Source organism: Bacteroides mediterraneensis (genome assembly GCF_900128455.1).
Classification (GTDB): domain Bacteria; phylum Bacteroidota; class Bacteroidia; order Bacteroidales; family Bacteroidaceae; genus Phocaeicola; species Phocaeicola mediterraneensis.
The window spans coordinates 3,661,293-3,677,962 of the sequence record NZ_LT635783.1; the positions used below are offsets into that span (position 1 = coordinate 3,661,293).

15 protein-coding genes are annotated in these 16,670 nt (G+C 45.0%); 4 read left to right on the forward strand and 11 right to left on the reverse strand.

Annotation, left to right across the window (positions count from 1 at the left end):
- Positions 1–9: 9 nt before the first annotated feature.
- From ispF to BQ7480_RS15660, 3 genes are read right to left on the reverse strand one after another with little or no spacing between them, the layout of a single operon-like run.
- A complete protein-coding gene (gene ispF, locus BQ7480_RS15650) occupies positions 10–489 on the reverse strand; it encodes a 2-C-methyl-D-erythritol 2,4-cyclodiphosphate synthase (RefSeq protein WP_072543574.1) in 480 nt (159 codons plus the stop codon).
- On the reverse strand, positions 486–1,103 hold the full coding sequence (locus BQ7480_RS15655; protein ID WP_022354469.1) for a fumarylacetoacetate hydrolase family protein: 618 nt from the start codon (positions 1,101–1,103) through the stop codon (positions 486–488). Before BQ7480_RS15655 ends, ispF begins: the two co-directional genes overlap by 4 nt.
- 4 nt (positions 1,104–1,107) lie before the next feature.
- Positions 1,108–1,761 (reverse strand): redox-sensing transcriptional repressor Rex, encoded by a 654-nt coding sequence (locus BQ7480_RS15660; RefSeq protein WP_072543575.1) that lies wholly within the window; start codon positions 1,759–1,761, stop codon positions 1,108–1,110.
- Positions 1,762–1,871: 110 nt separating this feature from the next.
- Here BQ7480_RS15660 and BQ7480_RS15665 point away from each other — a divergent pair, with 110 nt between their 5' ends.
- Positions 1,872–2,210, forward strand: coding sequence for a translation initiation factor (locus BQ7480_RS15665; RefSeq protein ID WP_072543576.1), 339 nt, complete (start codon positions 1,872–1,874; stop codon positions 2,208–2,210).
- Between the two features lie 49 nt (positions 2,211–2,259).
- On the opposite strand, the gene BQ7480_RS15670 is transcribed toward BQ7480_RS15665, so the two are convergent.
- The 6 genes from BQ7480_RS15670 to BQ7480_RS15695 form a co-directional block, all read right to left on the reverse strand.
- Complete coding sequence (locus BQ7480_RS15670; RefSeq protein WP_072543577.1) at positions 2,260–2,595, reverse strand: hypothetical protein; 336 nt, start codon at positions 2,593–2,595, stop codon at positions 2,260–2,262.
- Positions 2,596–2,613: 18 nt separating this feature from the next.
- Positions 2,614–2,931: a thioredoxin gene (gene trxA, locus BQ7480_RS15675; protein WP_072543578.1), complete on the reverse strand. Its 318-nt coding sequence runs from the start codon at positions 2,929–2,931 to the stop codon at positions 2,614–2,616.
- 35 nt (positions 2,932–2,966) lie between these two features.
- The gene (dnaE, locus tag BQ7480_RS15680; RefSeq protein WP_072543579.1) at positions 2,967–6,764 is read right to left on the reverse strand and encodes a DNA polymerase III subunit alpha; all 3,798 of its coding nucleotides are present in this window, start codon (positions 6,762–6,764) and stop codon (positions 2,967–2,969) included.
- 229 nt (positions 6,765–6,993) lie between these two features.
- Positions 6,994–8,211, reverse strand: a complete 1,218-nt coding sequence (locus BQ7480_RS15685; RefSeq protein ID WP_072543580.1) for a S41 family peptidase — start codon at positions 8,209–8,211, stop codon at positions 6,994–6,996.
- A gap of 27 nt (positions 8,212–8,238) precedes the next feature.
- Positions 8,239–8,973 carry a porin family protein gene (locus BQ7480_RS15690; RefSeq protein WP_072543581.1) on the reverse strand — a complete coding sequence of 245 codons (735 nt, stop codon included), beginning with the start codon at positions 8,971–8,973 and terminating at the stop codon, positions 8,239–8,241.
- A gap of 218 nt (positions 8,974–9,191) precedes the next feature.
- Entirely contained in the window at positions 9,192–10,115 is a 924-nt protein-coding gene (locus tag BQ7480_RS15695) for a hypothetical protein (protein WP_139255799.1), read from the reverse strand.
- A 536-nt stretch (positions 10,116–10,651) separates the two neighbouring features.
- On the opposite strand from BQ7480_RS15695, the gene BQ7480_RS15700 reads away from it, so the two are divergent.
- The gene (locus tag BQ7480_RS15700) at positions 10,652–12,244 is read left to right on the forward strand and encodes a helix-turn-helix transcriptional regulator (RefSeq protein ID WP_161946443.1); all 1,593 of its coding nucleotides are present in this window, start codon (positions 10,652–10,654) and stop codon (positions 12,242–12,244) included.
- A 49-nt stretch (positions 12,245–12,293) separates the two neighbouring features.
- Here the strand turns inward: BQ7480_RS15700 and BQ7480_RS15705 are convergent, their stop codons facing one another.
- Positions 12,294–12,965: a hypothetical protein gene (locus BQ7480_RS15705; protein ID WP_210436340.1), complete on the reverse strand. Its 672-nt coding sequence runs from the start codon at positions 12,963–12,965 to the stop codon at positions 12,294–12,296.
- Between the two features lie 424 nt (positions 12,966–13,389).
- On the opposite strand from BQ7480_RS15705, the gene BQ7480_RS15710 reads away from it, so the two are divergent.
- Together BQ7480_RS15710 and tatC are read left to right on the forward strand one after the other, a co-directional pair.
- On the forward strand, positions 13,390–13,614 hold the full coding sequence (locus tag BQ7480_RS15710) for a Sec-independent protein translocase subunit TatA/TatB (RefSeq protein ID WP_072543584.1): 225 nt from the start codon (positions 13,390–13,392) through the stop codon (positions 13,612–13,614).
- A 5-nt stretch (positions 13,615–13,619) separates the two neighbouring features.
- Positions 13,620–14,432, forward strand: coding sequence for a twin-arginine translocase subunit TatC (gene tatC, locus BQ7480_RS15715; protein ID WP_072543585.1), 813 nt, complete (start codon positions 13,620–13,622; stop codon positions 14,430–14,432).
- Between the two features lie 9 nt (positions 14,433–14,441).
- Here the strand turns inward: tatC and BQ7480_RS15720 are convergent, their stop codons facing one another.
- Complete coding sequence (locus tag BQ7480_RS15720; protein WP_083581851.1) at positions 14,442–16,670, reverse strand: GH92 family glycosyl hydrolase; 2,229 nt, start codon at positions 16,668–16,670, stop codon at positions 14,442–14,444.

A 16,670-nucleotide genomic window follows, 5' to 3' on the forward strand; every position in this document is an offset into this window, starting at 1 on the left:
TCCTCCCCGTCAGTCCTTTTCAATTAACACCGTAGCATACGCCGAGATACCTTCTTCCCGTCCGGTAAATCCCAGCTTTTCAGTCGTGGTTGCCTTGATGGAAACATCGTCTGCTTCTACGCCCATCACCTTTGCCAGTACCTCCTGCATTTCCGGAATACGGTTTTTCAGTTTTGGACGTTCGGCACACACCGTCGCATCGATATTCCCTACCCGATAGCCTTTCCCGGCAATCAGTTTCACAGTTTTTGCCAGCAGAATCTTGCTGTCGATATTCTTGAATTCCGCCGAATTGTCGGGGAAATGATAACCAATGTCACGCAGATTGGCCGCTCCCAGCAGTGCATCACAGATGGCATGAATCAGCACGTCGGCATCCGAATGCCCCAACAAGCCCAATTCATGTTCCAGACGGATTCCACCCAGCCACAATTCACGTCCCGGCACCAGACGGTGCACATCGAACCCAAATCCTACTCTTATCTTCATCGTATGTAAAAATCAAGAAGTTTTTCATTTTCCAAATATCCCTCCAGATGATTGCCTATCTGCACAGGGCCTACCCCGACCGGCGTACCTGTAAACAGCATATCTCCAATCTTCAAAGTGCAGAAACGGCTGACGTAAGCAATAATCTGGTCTACGGTAAACAACATGTCGCCCGTATTTCCCTGCTGTACCGTCTTTCCATCGATATCCAAATGGAAGTTTACGTGCTGAATGTCACCTACCTTTTCTACCGGTACCCAGTCACCGATAGCAGCCGAATTGTCAAATCCCTTACACAACTCCCAAGGCTTTCCCTCAGCACGGAACTTACGCTGCAAGTCGCGGGCCGTAAAATCAATACCTACGGTCACGGCATCATAGTAGCGATGGGCAAAACGTTCGGAAATATTCTTTCCCAAACGGCAGATGCGCACCACCATCTCCGTTTCGTAATCCACCTGTTCACAAAAATCAGGAATAAAAAAAGGCTTGCTGTCTTTCAGCAAGGCAGAATCCGGTTTCATAAAGATGACCGGCTCTTGGGGCAAGGCTTCTCCTGCATGCAACTCATGGCAATGCAAGCTGTAGTTCATGCCTATAGCAATAATTTTCATGGAGTTATTTCTTTATAATTTCATTCAAACGATTGAACATCACGGCCAGATGGGCATACAGTGACGTGTTCTGCACCACGATGGTTTCTGGCACACGGATACGGAACGGCGTAAAATTCCACACGGCCTTGATTCCTCCGGCCACCATTTTGTCTGTAATGTCTTGTGCAATGTTGATGGGCACAGTCAGCACTCCGATTCTCACCCCGTCCTTTGTCATACGCTGCTCAAACTCATCGGTATGATAGATGGGAATCCCTTCGATAGTAGTACCTACCAGATTCGGGTTGATGTCGAATGCACCCACAATCTTCAATCCGAAATGCGACAGACCGGAGTCTCTCAGCAAGGCGCCTCCCAAACTACCAACCCCGAACAGGTAGGCCTTGTGTATGTTCGTAAACCCTAGGAAATCTTCCAGCACCCGAATCAGCAAATCTACTTCATACCCCACCCGCGTACGTCCGGAGATATCCACATACGAAAGGTCTTTCGCTATCTGCGAGGCATCAATGTTTATCTGTCTGGAAATCTGGGTAGAAGACACATATTTTTCCCCTTTCTCTTTCATCAGCTTCGCATTCGAAAGATACCAAGGGAGTCTGCGTAAAGTAGGCTCAGGAATCTTGTCCATAATTTTACGACTTCGTACAGCCATCCAGATTGTGCTCTATTAATCAGTAATGCAAAATTAAACTATTTCTCGCAAACCTTAGACACGATTTCTGAAAAATGTCATACCTTTGAGGCGGATTAAATTAAATTCACATGAAAAAGAACGACTGGAAAGATCGCCTGAATATTGTATATTCCACCAACCCTGATTTCAACTATCACGTAGAAGAAGAGGAAGAAACAGAAACCATCGACCCGAAACAGCAGAAGCTGAGAGTCAATATTGAGAAGAAAGGACGAGGCGGAAAAACTGTTACCGCCATTTCTGGTTTTGTGGGTACAGAAGAAGACTTGAAGGAACTAGGCCGAAAGCTCAAGACAAAATGCGGCGTGGGAGGTTCCGTGAAGGATGGAGAAATTCTCATCCAAGGAGAATTCAAGCAACGTATCATTGATTTACTGAAAGCAGAAGGATACAGCCAGACCAAATAAAAAATCCGGACTTGCAAGTCCGGATTTTTTGTTCATAATAGAATACTTTTTATTCCACTTGTCCTAACTGGTTGCCATACTCCATTTCGCCCTGTACGACAAAGAAGATTGCATCCGGATCAAACGGTCCCATGCCATCCTTCGTAGACTCCTTGACGATGTAGTTCACAATCTCATCCTGATCGATGTTGATATAACCTTCGTCGTCCGGCTGTGCATCCAGACAACCGCTTGTGGTATAGTAATCCACAATCAAATCCAGAATGTAGTACAAGTCATCGTCCGAGAAAGCCTCTTTCATGTCCTGAGGCAAATAGTTCTTAATGAACTCGATGGTTTTCTCATCGTCCTCGTCTTCCAACAAGAAATCGTCTTCCATTCCCATAACTTATCTGATTTTGAATTATTTCAACAAAGCTTCCACTTTTGCCTGCAAAGCAGCCTTGGTAGTAGCACCTACCTGCTTGTCAACCACTTCTCCATTCTTGATGAACAGCACGGTAGGAATACTGCGAACGCCGAACTGTACAGGAAGATCTGCATTGTCGTCCACATCGCACTTGCCGATATTTACCTTATCCTTATATTCCTCTGCCAGTTCTTCAATATATGGAGCGATTTGTTTACAAGGTCCACACCATGTAGCCCAAAAATCCAACACTATCGGTTTACCTTCAGCTACAACAGCTTCAAAATTGTCATCTTTAATGTTCAATGCCATAATCGTTTATGTTTTAAGTTCTACGCAAATATATACTAATTTATTTTATAGTCCAACAATGGCTGGTTTTTTAAATAATTCACCAGGTCTTTCTGTACGGAAATCTTCATCGTGCGTGACATCAGGTTGACATACATCTGTCCATCCTCATCGCGTACCAGGAAGTGCAGCTCCGCATTTCCCGGACAATCCTTCACCAAAGACGAGAATTCCATAATCATCTGGTCGTCGATTGCCGACAAAGGAGCAGTCACAGTCAGTTTCTCGATGACCTTTTCCTTCACCTCGGGCAGCAGCTCAATGGAATTGACTTTCACCTCCCATTCTTCCTGCCGCCATTGCTTGGGCTGGCACTTTCCCCGCATGAACAGGAACATACCTTCCATGAAGAAATTCTTCTTTTCCACCCACTCGTTACCGAAGAAGGCAAATTCCGCCGTACCCGAATAGTCTTCCACCTTGGCGATGCCGTAGGGCTTTCCGGTCTTGGTGTACCCTTCGCGTACCCCAGTCACAATTCCTCCCATCACCAGGTCGTGATTCTGCAACGGAGTCAGGTCGGCCAGTTCTGCCATGTGCACGTTGCACACATTTTCCAGAATCACTGCAAACTCATCCAGCGGATGAGCCGACAAGTAAATACCCACCAAATCACGTTCCTTATTCAGTCGCTCCAAGTCGCTCCAAGCCGGTGCCGGCACAATTTCCGGAGTGGCCACCTCTACCTCATGTTCACCACCGAACAGGGAATTGGCAGCGGCAGCCTTGTCCAGCTGGTATTTGTTGCCGTAGCGGACCAATATATCCGAGAAGGATTCATCCTTGGCATTTTTTACAAAGAAGTCTTCCCGTTTGATACCCGAAAAGCTGTCAAATCCCCCGGCCAGTGCCAGGTTTTCAATGTTCTTCCGGTTGCAGGCCGACAGATTGACCCGCTGTACAAAATCAAATATGTTTTTGAATTCTCCATTTTTCCGGCGTTCATCCAAAATACTCTGTACCGCCGATTCCCCCACGCCTTTTATCGCTCCCAGTCCGAAGCGGATATCCCCGTGGTAATTGACAGAGAATTTCAGGTTACTTTCATTCACATCCGGGCCCAACACCTTGACACCCATCGCCTTGCATTCGTCCATAAGTTTTGTGATTTCGGTAATGTTCGAAATGTTCCGGCTCATCGTGGCCGCCATGTATTCCGAAGGATAGTTGGCTTTCAGATACGCTGTCTGATAAGCCACCCACGAATAACAGGTGGCATGCGATTTGTTGAACGCGTACGACGCAAACTTTTCCCAGTCAGCCCAAATCTTTTCAAGTACCTTCGGGTCGTGTCCGTTCTTCTTTCCACCCTCAATGAATTTCGGCTTCATGTGGTCCAGCTTGTCACGCAGTTTCTTACCCATAGCCTTACGCAAGGCATCCGATTCGCCTCGGGTAAAGTCGGCCAGCAAACGCGACAACAACATCACCTGCTCCTGATACACCGTAATGCCATACGTATCCTTCAGGTATTTCTCCATCACCGGGATATCATACTCAATCGGTTTCCGGCCATGCTTACGGTCGATAAAGTCCGGAATGTAATCCATCGGCCCCGGACGATAGAGCGCATTCATGGCAATCAAGTCCTCGAACGTACTCGGTTGGAGTTCACGCAAGTACTTCTGCATACCCGCCGATTCAAACTGGAACGTACCGATGGTGCGCCCTTCACTATACAAGCGGTAAGTAGCCGGATCGTCAATCGGCACTTCATCAATATTCAATACAATGCCCTTGCTCTGACGGATATTCTCGATGGCCTCCTTGATGATGGACAGCGTCTTCAGTCCCAGGAAGTCCATCTTGATCAGTCCGGTATCTTCAATCACCGAACCTTCATACTGAGTCACCAGCATCTTCTCACCAGTTTCCTTGTCGTCGGCCGTACTTACCGGTACCCAGTCAGTAATATCGTCACGGCAGATAATCGTACCACAGGCATGCACGCCCGTATTGCGCACGTTACCCTCCAGCATCTTGGCATACTTGATGGTATCACGCAAAATCGGATTCGGCGACACTTCCGCTTCCTGCAACTCCGGCACATACGCTATGGCATTCGGCAAATTCAGTTTCTTATCGGGAATCTTATCCGGAATCAGTTTACACAAGCGGTCAGATTCCGAAAGCGGAAGTTTCTGCACACGAGCCACATCCTTGATAGCCAGTTTTGTAGCCATGGTACCATACGTAATGATATGGGCCACCTTCTCCTGTCCGTACTTTTCCGTCACCCAGTTCAACACGCGGCCTCGACCATCATCATCGAAGTCCACATCGATATCCGGCAAGGAGATACGGTCGGGATTCAAGAAACGCTCGAACAGCAAGTCATACTGAATCGGGTCAATCTGCGTGATACCCAAACAGTAGGCCACTGCCGAACCGGCTGCCGAACCACGTCCCGGTCCAACCGACACATCCAGCTGGTTACGCGCCGCATTGATAAAGTCCTGCACAATCAAGAAGTATCCAGGGAAACCCATGGTCTTCATGATATGCAGCTCAAACTTGATACGTTCCTGCACTTCTTCCGACAGATGCTCACCATAACGTCTTTTCGCTCCATCGTAGGCCAGTTTTGCCAGATAATCCGCTTCCAGTTTGATACGGTACAATTTCTCATATCCCCCCAGACGCTCAATCTTCGCTTTGGCCGCAGCCTCATCCATCACCACATTGCCGTTTTCGTCACGGGTAAACTCATCAAACAAGTCTTTCTCCGTGAACTTCTTGCGGTAGTCCTCTTCCGTACCAAAGTCCTCCGGAATGGCAAATGTCGGCATGATGGGCGCATGGTCAATGGAATAAAATTCCACCTTGTCGCACACCTCCACCGTATTGCTCAACGCTTCCGGCACATCGGCGAAAATCTCGTTCATCTCCTCCCGCGTCTTCATCCACTCCTGTTTGGTATAAAGCATACGGTTGGGGTCGTCCAGGTCTTTTCCGGTACTCAGACAGATAAGCCGGTCGTGGGCTTCGGCATTTTCCTCGTCCACAAAGTGTACGTCGTTCGTACACACCAGCTTGATATTGTATTTCTTGGCATATTCAATCAGTTTCTCATTCACCACCTGTTGCATGGGATACACCTCATGATTGGCGCGAGGCACAGTAGCCTTATGGCGCTGCAACTCCAGGTAATAATCATCCCCAAACAGATTCTTATACCAGCGGATTGCCTCCTCGGCCTCCTCAAACTGTCCGGCCGTAATACGTCGGGGTACCTCCCCTCCCAAACAAGCAGAGCACACAATCAAACCTTCGTGGTATTTTTCCAGTTCCGTACGGTCTGTACGCGGACGCATGTAGAATCCCTTGGTCCATGCCTTCGACACCAACTTAATCAGGTTATGATAACCTTTCAGGTTCTTGGCCAGTACCACCAGGTGATATCCGCTCTGGTCGGGCTTTCCTTCCTTGTCTTCCAGCCGACGGCGCGCCACGTACATCTCGCAACCGAAAATCGGTTTGAACAGTTTCTTTTTCGCTGCCTCCAGCTGTTCCTTGCAAGCCGCAATCTCCGCTTCGGGGTCTTCCGATTCTTCCTTGCCGCTTTCGAGGGCGGCAATTTTCTTCTTCAAATCCTTAATCTCCCCGTTCGTACCCCCATTCTTCTTGTTGACATAGTTGAAAAACTCCTTGATACCGAACATATCTCCGTGGTCGGTCACTGCGATACCCCGCATGCCGTTGGCCATCGCCTTGTCTACCAGGCGGGGAATAGAAGCCTGTCCGTCAAGAATAGAATACTGCGTATGAACGTGCAAATGAACAAAATCCTGCATGAGTGTCAATGTTAAATGAAAAACGAGTCAAAGATACCCATCTTTTAGGGAAGAGACAAGACAGCTCAAAAATTTTAAAGAAAAATTTCCTTCCCTTTACAGCGCAAAACGGGATTACAATATGACACCCCACGAGGTCTACCAATTTTTCCGGCCCCTCAATCCACAAATGCAAATCGCCGACAGCGAATATGCCCGAACGGCTGTTTGCATCTTTTCTCTCAGTTTTTTATTCCTGCTTTGATTCGATATAGTCAATAGCATATTCCAATTGATTGTCTGTCTGCTCTTGTAACAATTTGTCCACATCAAGCGGCACTTCGATAGTCGGCTTTATTCCCTTACCTTCGTACGAAATTCCTTTTGAATCTACCAGGCTGGACATGCATGTGTATACATTCAGTATATTATTTTCAAACTGTCCTCCATAAGTCCCGTCAAAATCAGAACTAAGATTACCGGTACCGCCCCAAGTTTGTTCTCCAATAAAGACTCCGTTACCTTTAGGCAAGGCCAGGACAGCCATTGTAGTCATTTCGGCCATGCTTATAGAATGCATATCTGCCAGTATGACAACTGGAATATCCAGTTCGCGCTTATAATTATAGGGCTCAAGGTATTCGGGCGTATATGGAGTATAATCCAAACGACCTACACCACTTTTCTTCCGGGTATAGAAAACCTTTAACGGCTTGTCTACAAATTTTCCAAGTACATACTTAAAATCGTTCAAAGACCCACCAGAATTACCTCTCACATCAATGATAACTCCTTTTAAGTCGGGATTATCGTCTAAGTTATCATAATAGATATTGAGAATAGATTCCATAGTTTCCCCGTTTTCAGGACTAGCTAAATCTGCAGTGATGGAAAATCTGGAAAAACTCAAATATAAAATGTTCGAATCTGTCAACGCTGAAATGAAAAAACGTGCAACCAGAGAAGAAGTAGAAGGAAAGATATCGAAACGACCTGTAACAAATCTACCATCATCAATCATTTTTTGTAAGGCTTTGATTCTTTCATTAAGATAATTATCATGGTAGCCTTTCCTTTTTTTCAGATTTTCAAAGGAAGGATTATAGGTATAGAGACAATTGGCATTATCACATGGAATGGTAGCAGTCAAATTAAAATGATTATCAATCAGAGTAGACGACATTTCCTTGAGCCATTCGAAAGCCTTGTCATTTACTTCCTTGTTATCGAAGCCCTCTTTGGCAATTCCCTCAAATTTGGGTTTGTAAACCTCATACATTTTATCCCAGTCTGTAGGGTCTATGTCCCAAAATACATAATTATAATTCATTCCGTTCCAGTATGATTCAAATAGCTGGTCCCAGTTATAAATGGTTTCTGTACGCGGATTTTGCATGTCCGGCATATCTTTTCTGCACGAAATCAGTCCCAGAACGAAGACTAATGCAAGTATTATTTTTGATTTCATAGTTACACTTCCCGTATTAATTATAGATTATTTACCAAAATAGAACATCACACCAGCCTGAAAAGCAAACGTGTTATTATAACGTGGAACCTGCTTCCTCATATAGGCTTTCTGCATATCGGTAAGACTATGATAATAGCGACATTCTCCGAAAATCTCCAAGTTGGATACCAGCTGATACGAAATACCTGCACCTACCATAGCTCCCGCTTCGAAACGGTTATCTCTTCTTGAATCGAATTCCACTTTCTCGTCATAATGATAAATAGTCTTTATGTCTTCCAAACCGAAAATGGATTCTGAGTCTAAATTACTAAAATTCTCATAAACAGTTCCTTTCCGGTAGCTTGACAGCCAGCCACCCAGGTATCCGCCGGCATTGACGAATCCGCGCAGCCGTGTACCTCCGAAAGAGAAACGGGCATACAATGGAACGGACAGATAGTTGTTTGATACATCATCGTGCAGGATATCATAAAATCCGGAACGGCGGGCATCATAACCTTTCTGCACAAAGGTGGCTTCTGCCCCTAGTGCAAACCAGTCGGTAAATGTATATTTTACGGGTATACCGATGGTGAATCCTCCTTGTGGGTGATACACCCGGTCGTAAAAATAACCGGACGATGTGGTGAGTGAATTGTGGGTATAACCAGCTTGTAAACCTACAGACCACTGCGCCCTTGACGAAAAGGCGATACATTGTAATGCAATGAGCAATGTAAAGCGTAAACTGCTCAAGTTTAATTTTTTTATTTGCATACTATTTTTGTTTGTAAATTTCCTCGGAATTTTATCATTGGGATTTATGGATTTCTTACGAAAACGGACTGCGGAAAACGGTGAATGCGAGGACATGAAGAATGTCTGTTTCGTTATTGGTTGTGTGGGGCTTTATTTCCCCAATAAATAAAGTCCCAATCCAAAAGTTCATTCGTTTCAGACTGGGGCTTTATTGATTATGGTAATGACTTGTGTAATTATTGCTTTGGAGTATAAATATGCTGACAATTGATTGCGTAACCAGTCGGACTTTCTGACTTTTCAACTATCGCTGCACTAATTGCAAGTTCAGTATTATTGTTATGACCGTAGATGATAATCTGACCTTGGTTTTGCAAGATAGATTCAGCGACTTCACCTAAATAAGTATTATCTGTTGAATCGTATGCGTATTCCTTCGAAATCTCCTCAGATAAACTAATATACGATTGGTCAATGGTAATTCTATAGTAGTCCATAGTACTTTTAATCAATCCATTAAAAGTCTTTAGATATGAATACCATTGTACATTTGATATTGCTGGAATTATTGCACGCCTTTCTTCGACTCTAGCCAGTTTATTATCTGTAAAACTGTATTGACAAACAACGTTTAAAGAATTATTGCGTAAATAGTCTTTTAGTGTTGCATAATAATCATTGTTAACCTCTCCAAGACCGGGTACATTCTTTATTGTTAACTCCTGACTGTCTCCAAAAAACGAAAGATAAACATCTGGACGCTGAACTTTGATGGTAGCTGTAGCAGTAGCAGGTAGTTTTGCTTCCGTATAACTGGTACTTGCTTTTAATTCAACTTTATAATCTGCTTCATTCGTATTGGTATCAAGAGACGGAACGATAAACGTAAAATAACTGATACCATTTTCCACTTTGGTACTGCCAAGTTCATTACCGTTTACCGACCACGTGTAAACTAAATCCGAAATATCGCTGCTGGTAGATGGCAGTTGGCAGGATGCCGTAACAGTTTGTCCTGCACCAAATTTTTCTCTGTCGAACTTAATTTCACCAAAGTTACCTACTTCAGGAATTGCCGGTGTGTTATCGCTACTGCAAGAGGATATCAAAAGCATGAACGAGCACAAAGAAAATAATGCTAACTTAAAAGTTCTAGTCATAATTTTTAATGTTTTAAATTATTTGTTTATCATTAAATATCCTAAATTTTCATCGCAAAAGTATAGAAATCATTAAATACCTCGATTATTTTAATGAGTAGATATTGTGTCAGATTGTCTTATATATTGTTTCACATCTTATTAACATATTGATATATAATAACTTATAATTGATTCATTTTTCTTTGGAATGTGTTTTATTTCTGAAATGAAAAAGATTGTTTCGAAGAGCAGAAAATATCTTATCAAAGAAAGTAATTTATTGAGAGGTTATTTGTACATTTACCCAAAGAAAAAAAACTGTTTGTATTTGCGTCACAATATTAATCTTTGATTTGGCTAATGGGAAGTAATGTCTTGCTGCTTGGGGTTTTGTGCTTATGTGTTTTGAAAGATGACAGAAATAATAATAAAATCAATTCATAATGAAGTGTCATTTTATTGTAATATTGTTATTGGCTGTGTTTGGTAACACATTGCTTTGTTCTTTCAAAACAGATAGTCTGGCCTTAGAAAAGGCCGTAAAAGAATATTATATGACCCGTCCTGACAGCATTCTAGACTTGTTGGATGACGCAGAACATCATAAGGTTATGGCAAGTGCCCGTATAGATATACTACGGGCCATGGTCTACGGAAACATGAGTATGCCTGTTTTGGAGGAATCCTGTTTGCGCCGTGTCTTGTCTGTTCCGAAAACAACCTCCAATCCTAATCTTCACTTAAAAGCACTATCTATGATGGTAGACGCCTTGCAAGAACAGGGTAAGTATAGTGAATGTATTCCAATGGCTATGCAAGGCATGAATCTGGCAAAAAAATTGAATAACAGAGTCGTCGAATATAGCTTGTTGAGTACATTGGCGATGGCATCATTTAGGTTAGAACAGTATCAGGACGGATATGAATACCTGCAGCAGATTATAAAAGGTGGAAGCAAGTCAGATGATGTGCGCGTGTTGTCGCATGTCTCGTATGCGTACGGCATGCTGATAAATCAGTTGGTATCAGATACACGTTATGAAGAAGCCCTGAAGGCTGTATATGCGCGTCGTGACTTATTGGAACGGATGAAAGATATGCCAGGACCTCCATCCGGGTATATAGACCAGCAGAAGGCTTATCTTTATTCAAAGATGGCTAATCTGTATCTGTCAATGGGAAAAACCGCACAAGCTGAAGAAGCTTATAGGGCTTTTATGCAGACGGAAGAAGCTAAGCGTGTGGAAAGCGGTTACACCATATTACCCTATCTTCAGAAGGCAGGACGTCATAAGGATGTGTTGGATAGAATACGTGAATTGCATACCTTGTGGCAGGGATGTGATACGGTAAACATGCAATATCGTCTTTTACTGGAGTATGAAGCTAAATCAGAAGGTGCATTGGGAAACTATCAACGCATGGCCGAACTAAACAGATGTGCATTGGCATTGACAGACAGTATTTATATGCGTAAGCTCAACAGTCGCGCACAGGAATTTGCCACCATTTTCAAGGTAAATGAAAAGGAAAAGCAGCTGCAGGAAGAGCAGGCCAAGTCGGAACGCAGTTCCCTTATGTTGATTGGAAGCGTTGTGGTATTGGTATTGCTTGCAACTTTGGTGATTGTGGTTTGCCTGAATCTTCGCCGTATGAAACGACGTAACCGGATAGCCGCGCGCCAAATAGAAGAATTATTAGCGCAACGTGAAGAATTTCGTCGATGCCTCACTTGTAATGACATGCAGAAGGATGTTCCTCCAATGGAAAAGAAAGCCGGACAGGAAGAAAAGACGAGTGGGACTTCAAATCAGTCTTATGAGACTTTCTTGCGTATGGAACAACTGATAATGGAGCAACAACTGTTCTTGCAACCCCGCTTCGGACGTGACGAACTGTTGCGTACGACCGGCATTCACAAGAATGATTTAAGCAGTTTACTTAAGCGTTATGCCGGAGTTCCCAATCTTAACAGTTATCTGAATCGTCTACGGGTGGAATATTCTGTGAAACTGATAAAAGAAAAACGTAATTTTTCAATTGAAGCGATAGCCGAAGAGGCTGGTTTTAACAGCCGGTCTACGTTCTATCGTGCATTTTACAAGCAATACGGCATGACACCAACCGAATATATTGATACCTTATAACCTTTTTACCAAGGAGTCGATTGTTTTATTATTAAATTCCCCTCCGATTTCAGTTGGTAATCAATATCCAAGGGAAACAAGGACCTGTATAAGATGAAGGAGTCTGAGACTGACAGTCAAACGATTCAGGCAGTTTTTTCTCTTCTTTTTTCTCCCAGACCTTCCAACGGTCAATCTCCCGGATGAGCCGTGTCACCGCCTGCGCGCAATTCTCCGGATAAGTGAGAATCTGCACAAACCAGAGTTTCTGACACTTCACGTACTTGGCATAAAAGCGATGCCCTGCCACTTCTCCGTCTTCCAGATGAAGCGGTCCGGAAAGGATAAAGCAATCATCTTCCTCACGTTGATAAGTGGCATGAAGTTCCCGGGCAAAACGAGCCATTCCCTGCGCCACCGTCAGGCTGTCCAGATTGGGAAGCACAAACGCGGTCTGTACAATCTGCTCCACATTCCAAAAACGGAACTGGCAATATCCTTTTTCTTTCACCTGCGGATTGGAGACCTGCTCGAAAAAGGACGGATAATGTATCACATAACCATAAAAAGGGTCCCGATAGATATTCATCCGCGTGGTACGCATCACCTTCTCCAGCTTCTCGGGAAGCGGAGTTTCGTCTTTCTCCTTCTTCTGCGTGATAAAAAGGGAACCTGCCACGAGAGCCAATATAAATAAAACTAAAAACCGCCGCATTCCTGCATAATGCACCTTTGCCTCCATATTCTCATGATTTTAGTCACAAATCTACTTTCCTTCACTCATCCAACCGAAAAAACTGACTGACATCTTCCTGACATTTCAGTTGAACCCCCTGTTTCAGCTCCTACCCTTCCATATTTTCCCTACCTCTCCCGCAAATTCTTCCAAACTCCAAGGCAAATTCTCTGTTTCACACTGTGGGATACAAAAACCACAGTGTGGGATACATATCTCACACTGTGAAATACAAATCCCGCCATGCGGTACAGAGAAAATAAAAGGACAAAGAAAACTTATGACAAGGGGAATCGAAAGAATACCTTCCGGAGAACTCTTTTTTCCTTAAAAACAGAAATGCCAAAGAGTTACATTTGCGCAAATAAAAAACAATCCATATTTTTGCGTAGAAATCAATAACAGACAAACCATTATTTAACAGAACTACATGAATACGACCTTATTGCTTATGGGTATCGGTACCCAGGAATTTTTATTTATCATCCTGATTATCCTGATACTGTTCGGTGGAAAGAAGATTCCGGAACTGATGAAAGGTCTCGGAAAAGGAGTAAAAAGCTTCAAAGAGGGCATGAACGAAGTGGAAGAAAACCTGAAAGAAACTGACAGCAAAAAAGAGGAAGTTTCTTCTACTGACCATAAAGAAAAATAATTGCCGTGAAGCCGAACGAACCAACGGAACTCACCTTTTGGGACCACCTGGACGCACTCCGCCAAACGATTATCCACATTGCCTGCGCGGTAGTGGTACTCATGTTGCTGGCTTTCTGCTTCAAGGACGAACTTTTTGGCGTGATTCTGGCACCCAAGGAGGGGAATTTTTGCACCTACCGTTTTTTCGCATGGCTGGGACAAGTGCTTCATATTTCCGGTCTGGAAGCGCAGACACTTCCGGTCAAACTCATCAATACCCAGCTCTCCGGACAGTTCCTCACCCACATGAGCGTTTCGTTTTATGCAGGCATTCTACTGGCTTCTCCTTACATTCTTTACCAGCTTTTTCATTTCGTATCCCCTGCCCTCTACCAGAACGAGAAGAAATATTCCCGTCGCCTGATATTCTGGAGTTACCTGCTGTTCCTCACAGGGGTATTGTTCAGCTATTTCCTGATTTTTCCTTTTACCTTCCGTTTCCTGTCTACCTACCAGGTGAGTCCGGAGGTAGAGAACACCATCGTACTCAGCTCTTATATCGATACACTGAACATGCTGAGCCTGATGATGGGCATCACATTCGAAATACCGGTACTGACCTGGCTGTTAGCCAAATTCGGTATTCTGTCGGCCGACTTTATGGCTAAATACAGAAAACACGCCTGGGTCCTCGCAATGATGATTGCAGCCATCATCACTCCTACCTCAGACGTGTTTACCATGCTGATTGTCACCTTCCCCATCGTCCTCCTATACGAAATCAGCATCGGAGTGGTGCGTCATACCGTAAAGAGGAAGCGACTAAAAGGAAACTGATTCCATTTCTTATTTATAGAAAGTCAGGGTACCGGCTTTCACCAGGTCGTTGTGGTGGATACGATAGCCCGTCTTCTTGCCTCCGAGTTCAATCTTCTGGATGTATCCTTCTGCTGAACCGTTGCCTTTCTTTTCAATGATCAGTTGGTCTTTCCCGTAGAACTCCGGGTTCAGACGGATGGTAATCCGGTCGAAAGTCGGGTCGGTCAGCGTGTATTCCGGCACTCCCGGACAGTCGGGATAAAGACCCATCATGCTGAATACGGCCCAGGCCGACATGGTACCGGCATCGTCGTTTCCGGGAATGCCGTCGGGCTTGGGAGTGAAATACTTGGCCAACAGTTCACGCACCGTTTTCTGGGTACGCCATTCTTCGCCCTTGAAGTAGCTGAACAGGTAAGGATAAGCAATGTCCGGTTCATTGGCCGGGTCGTAATAGCCTTTGTCGAACACCATCTGCAGCTTGTCGACAAACTTTTTCTGTCCGCCCATCAGACGGGCCAGTCCTTTTACATCGTGAGGCACATAGAAAGTGTAGTTCCAGGAGTTTCCTTCATGGAAGCCCGGGCTAGGTTCAAAGTTCTGTCCTTGCAGCGGGTCGAACGGAGAATAGAACGTACCATCCGGCAAGATGGGGCGAAGGGTACCGAACTCCTTGCAATAGTAATGCTTATAGCCCATAGAGCGCTTGTAGAACAAGTCGGCATCGGCTTTCTTTCCCAGGCTCTTGGCCAGCGTATACAGGGCATAGTCGGCAATGTAATATTCCAGCGCATGCGACACGGAATTGTCGAACTGTTCCATCAAAGGCACATAACCCTTGTTCATATAGTCATCGTTGTCCGGACGCATCAGGTTGTCTTTTCCGGGCAGGGTGGCCGACTTCCGCATGGCTTCGTAAGCAGTTTCCATGTCGAAATCACGCAAGCCTTTCATCCATGTGTCCACAATGACCGGCAGACTGGGGTCACCTTCCATGGTGAGGGTTTCCCGTCCGTAGAGTTCCCACTTGGGCAGCCATCCATGCTCTTTGTACATGTCAATCATGGTACGCACCATATCAATCTGACGCTCCGGATACACCAATGTCATCAGCTGATGCAGGTTGCGGTACGTGTCCCACAACGAATACACCGTATAGCGGTTGTTTTTCGTGGTCTTGGTTTCTCCCGTTTCCATTGCCGGATATTCTCCGTTCACATCCTGCAAGAGGTTCGGATGAATCAAGGTATGATACAAGGCCGTGTAAAACACGGTTTTCTGTGCCTTCGTACCCCCTTCCACAGTGATGCGGCTCAGGTCGTCGTTCCACTTGCTGCGGGCACTGGCATGAATTTCATCGAAACCGGCTCCATGCTGCTCGGCTTCCAGGTTCTGGCGGGCATTCTCCATGCTGACAAAAGAAACACCCACGGCCACTTCGATCTGTTCATTTTCTTCCGTATCGAAGGTGAACCAGGCACCTATGTCATCACCGGCCAAATCGCGGTCGTACTGCGTGTACAACTTGTATTTCCCGTTGTCTTTATCCCATTCGGCCTCTATGCCATTCATCTTGCGCTGGAATTTCCAATACCCCGTCTGTTGCGGAACCTTGTTGATTCTCATCACGAAATAAATGGGAAAGACAGCCTGCGGATTATAACAGAACGTACCCAACAGTTTCATACCTTCTATCTCCCGGTCGTTCACCCGGCGCAGATAGGCTCCCGACTCATTGGTCAGTCCCTCTCCCAGGTTCATCAGGATATGGCTCTTTCCTCTCGGGAAAGTGAAACGGGTCAATCCTGTCCGCAGGGTAGAAGTAGCTTCCACTTTCACGTTGTATTTCGTCAGTTGCAGGCTGTAGTATCCCGGTGAGGCGGTTTCCTTCCCATACTTGCTGCCATAGTGATGATAATCCACATCCAGTTCCCCGGTGGTAGGCATCAACAGCAAAGACCCCAGTTCGGGACATCCCACCCCACTCAGGTTGACATGAGACAGTCCCGTAAAATAGCTGTTCGTATAGTCGTAAGGTGTAGACCACCAACGGGCATCCTTGTCATACTTGTTGTCTGCCGAACCCATCACATTGAATGGAACAACCGACATCAAGCCGTTCGGACACACAGCTCCCGGATTACACGTACCGAAATTGGTGGTCCCGATAAACGGGTCGACATAATCTACTGGTTCTTGGGCATGCAGGCACACCCCAACGAACAAAAAATTCAGACATGCAATTAGTTTTTTCAT

What these genes read in the sequence shown, in the direction of transcription:
- trxA (WP_072543578.1), bottom strand. Translation starts at nt 2,931, where the DNA reads ATGGCATTGAACATTAAAGATGACAATTTTGAAGCTGTTGTAGCTGAA.
- BQ7480_RS15690 (WP_072543581.1), bottom strand. Translation starts at nt 8,973, where the DNA reads ATGCAAATAAAAAAATTAAACTTGAGCAGTTTACGCTTTACATTGCTC.
- BQ7480_RS15670 (WP_072543577.1), bottom strand. Translation starts at nt 2,595, where the DNA reads ATGGGAATGGAAGACGATTTCTTGTTGGAAGACGAGGACGATGAGAAA.
- BQ7480_RS15720 (WP_083581851.1), bottom strand. Translation starts at nt 16,670, where the DNA reads ATGAAAAAACTAATTGCATGTCTGAATTTTTTGTTCGTTGGGGTGTGC.
- BQ7480_RS15700 (WP_161946443.1), top strand. Translation starts at nt 10,652, where the DNA reads ATGACCCGTCCTGACAGCATTCTAGACTTGTTGGATGACGCAGAACAT.
- BQ7480_RS15685 (WP_072543580.1), bottom strand. Translation starts at nt 8,211, where the DNA reads ATGAAATCAAAAATAATACTTGCATTAGTCTTCGTTCTGGGACTGATT.
- ispF (WP_072543574.1), bottom strand. Translation starts at nt 489, where the DNA reads ATGAAGATAAGAGTAGGATTTGGGTTCGATGTGCACCGTCTGGTGCCG.
- BQ7480_RS15655 (WP_022354469.1), bottom strand. Translation starts at nt 1,103, where the DNA reads ATGAAAATTATTGCTATAGGCATGAACTACAGCTTGCATTGCCATGAG.
- dnaE (WP_072543579.1), bottom strand. Translation starts at nt 6,764, where the DNA reads ATGCAGGATTTTGTTCATTTGCACGTTCATACGCAGTATTCTATTCTT.
- BQ7480_RS15660 (WP_072543575.1), bottom strand. Translation starts at nt 1,761, where the DNA reads ATGGCTGTACGAAGTCGTAAAATTATGGACAAGATTCCTGAGCCTACT.
- BQ7480_RS15665 (WP_072543576.1), top strand. Translation starts at nt 1,872, where the DNA reads ATGAAAAAGAACGACTGGAAAGATCGCCTGAATATTGTATATTCCACC.
- BQ7480_RS15710 (WP_072543584.1), top strand. Translation starts at nt 13,390, where the DNA reads ATGAATACGACCTTATTGCTTATGGGTATCGGTACCCAGGAATTTTTA.
- BQ7480_RS15705 (WP_210436340.1), bottom strand. Translation starts at nt 12,965, where the DNA reads ATGGAGGCAAAGGTGCATTATGCAGGAATGCGGCGGTTTTTAGTTTTA.
- BQ7480_RS15695 (WP_139255799.1), bottom strand. Translation starts at nt 10,115, where the DNA reads ATGACTAGAACTTTTAAGTTAGCATTATTTTCTTTGTGCTCGTTCATG.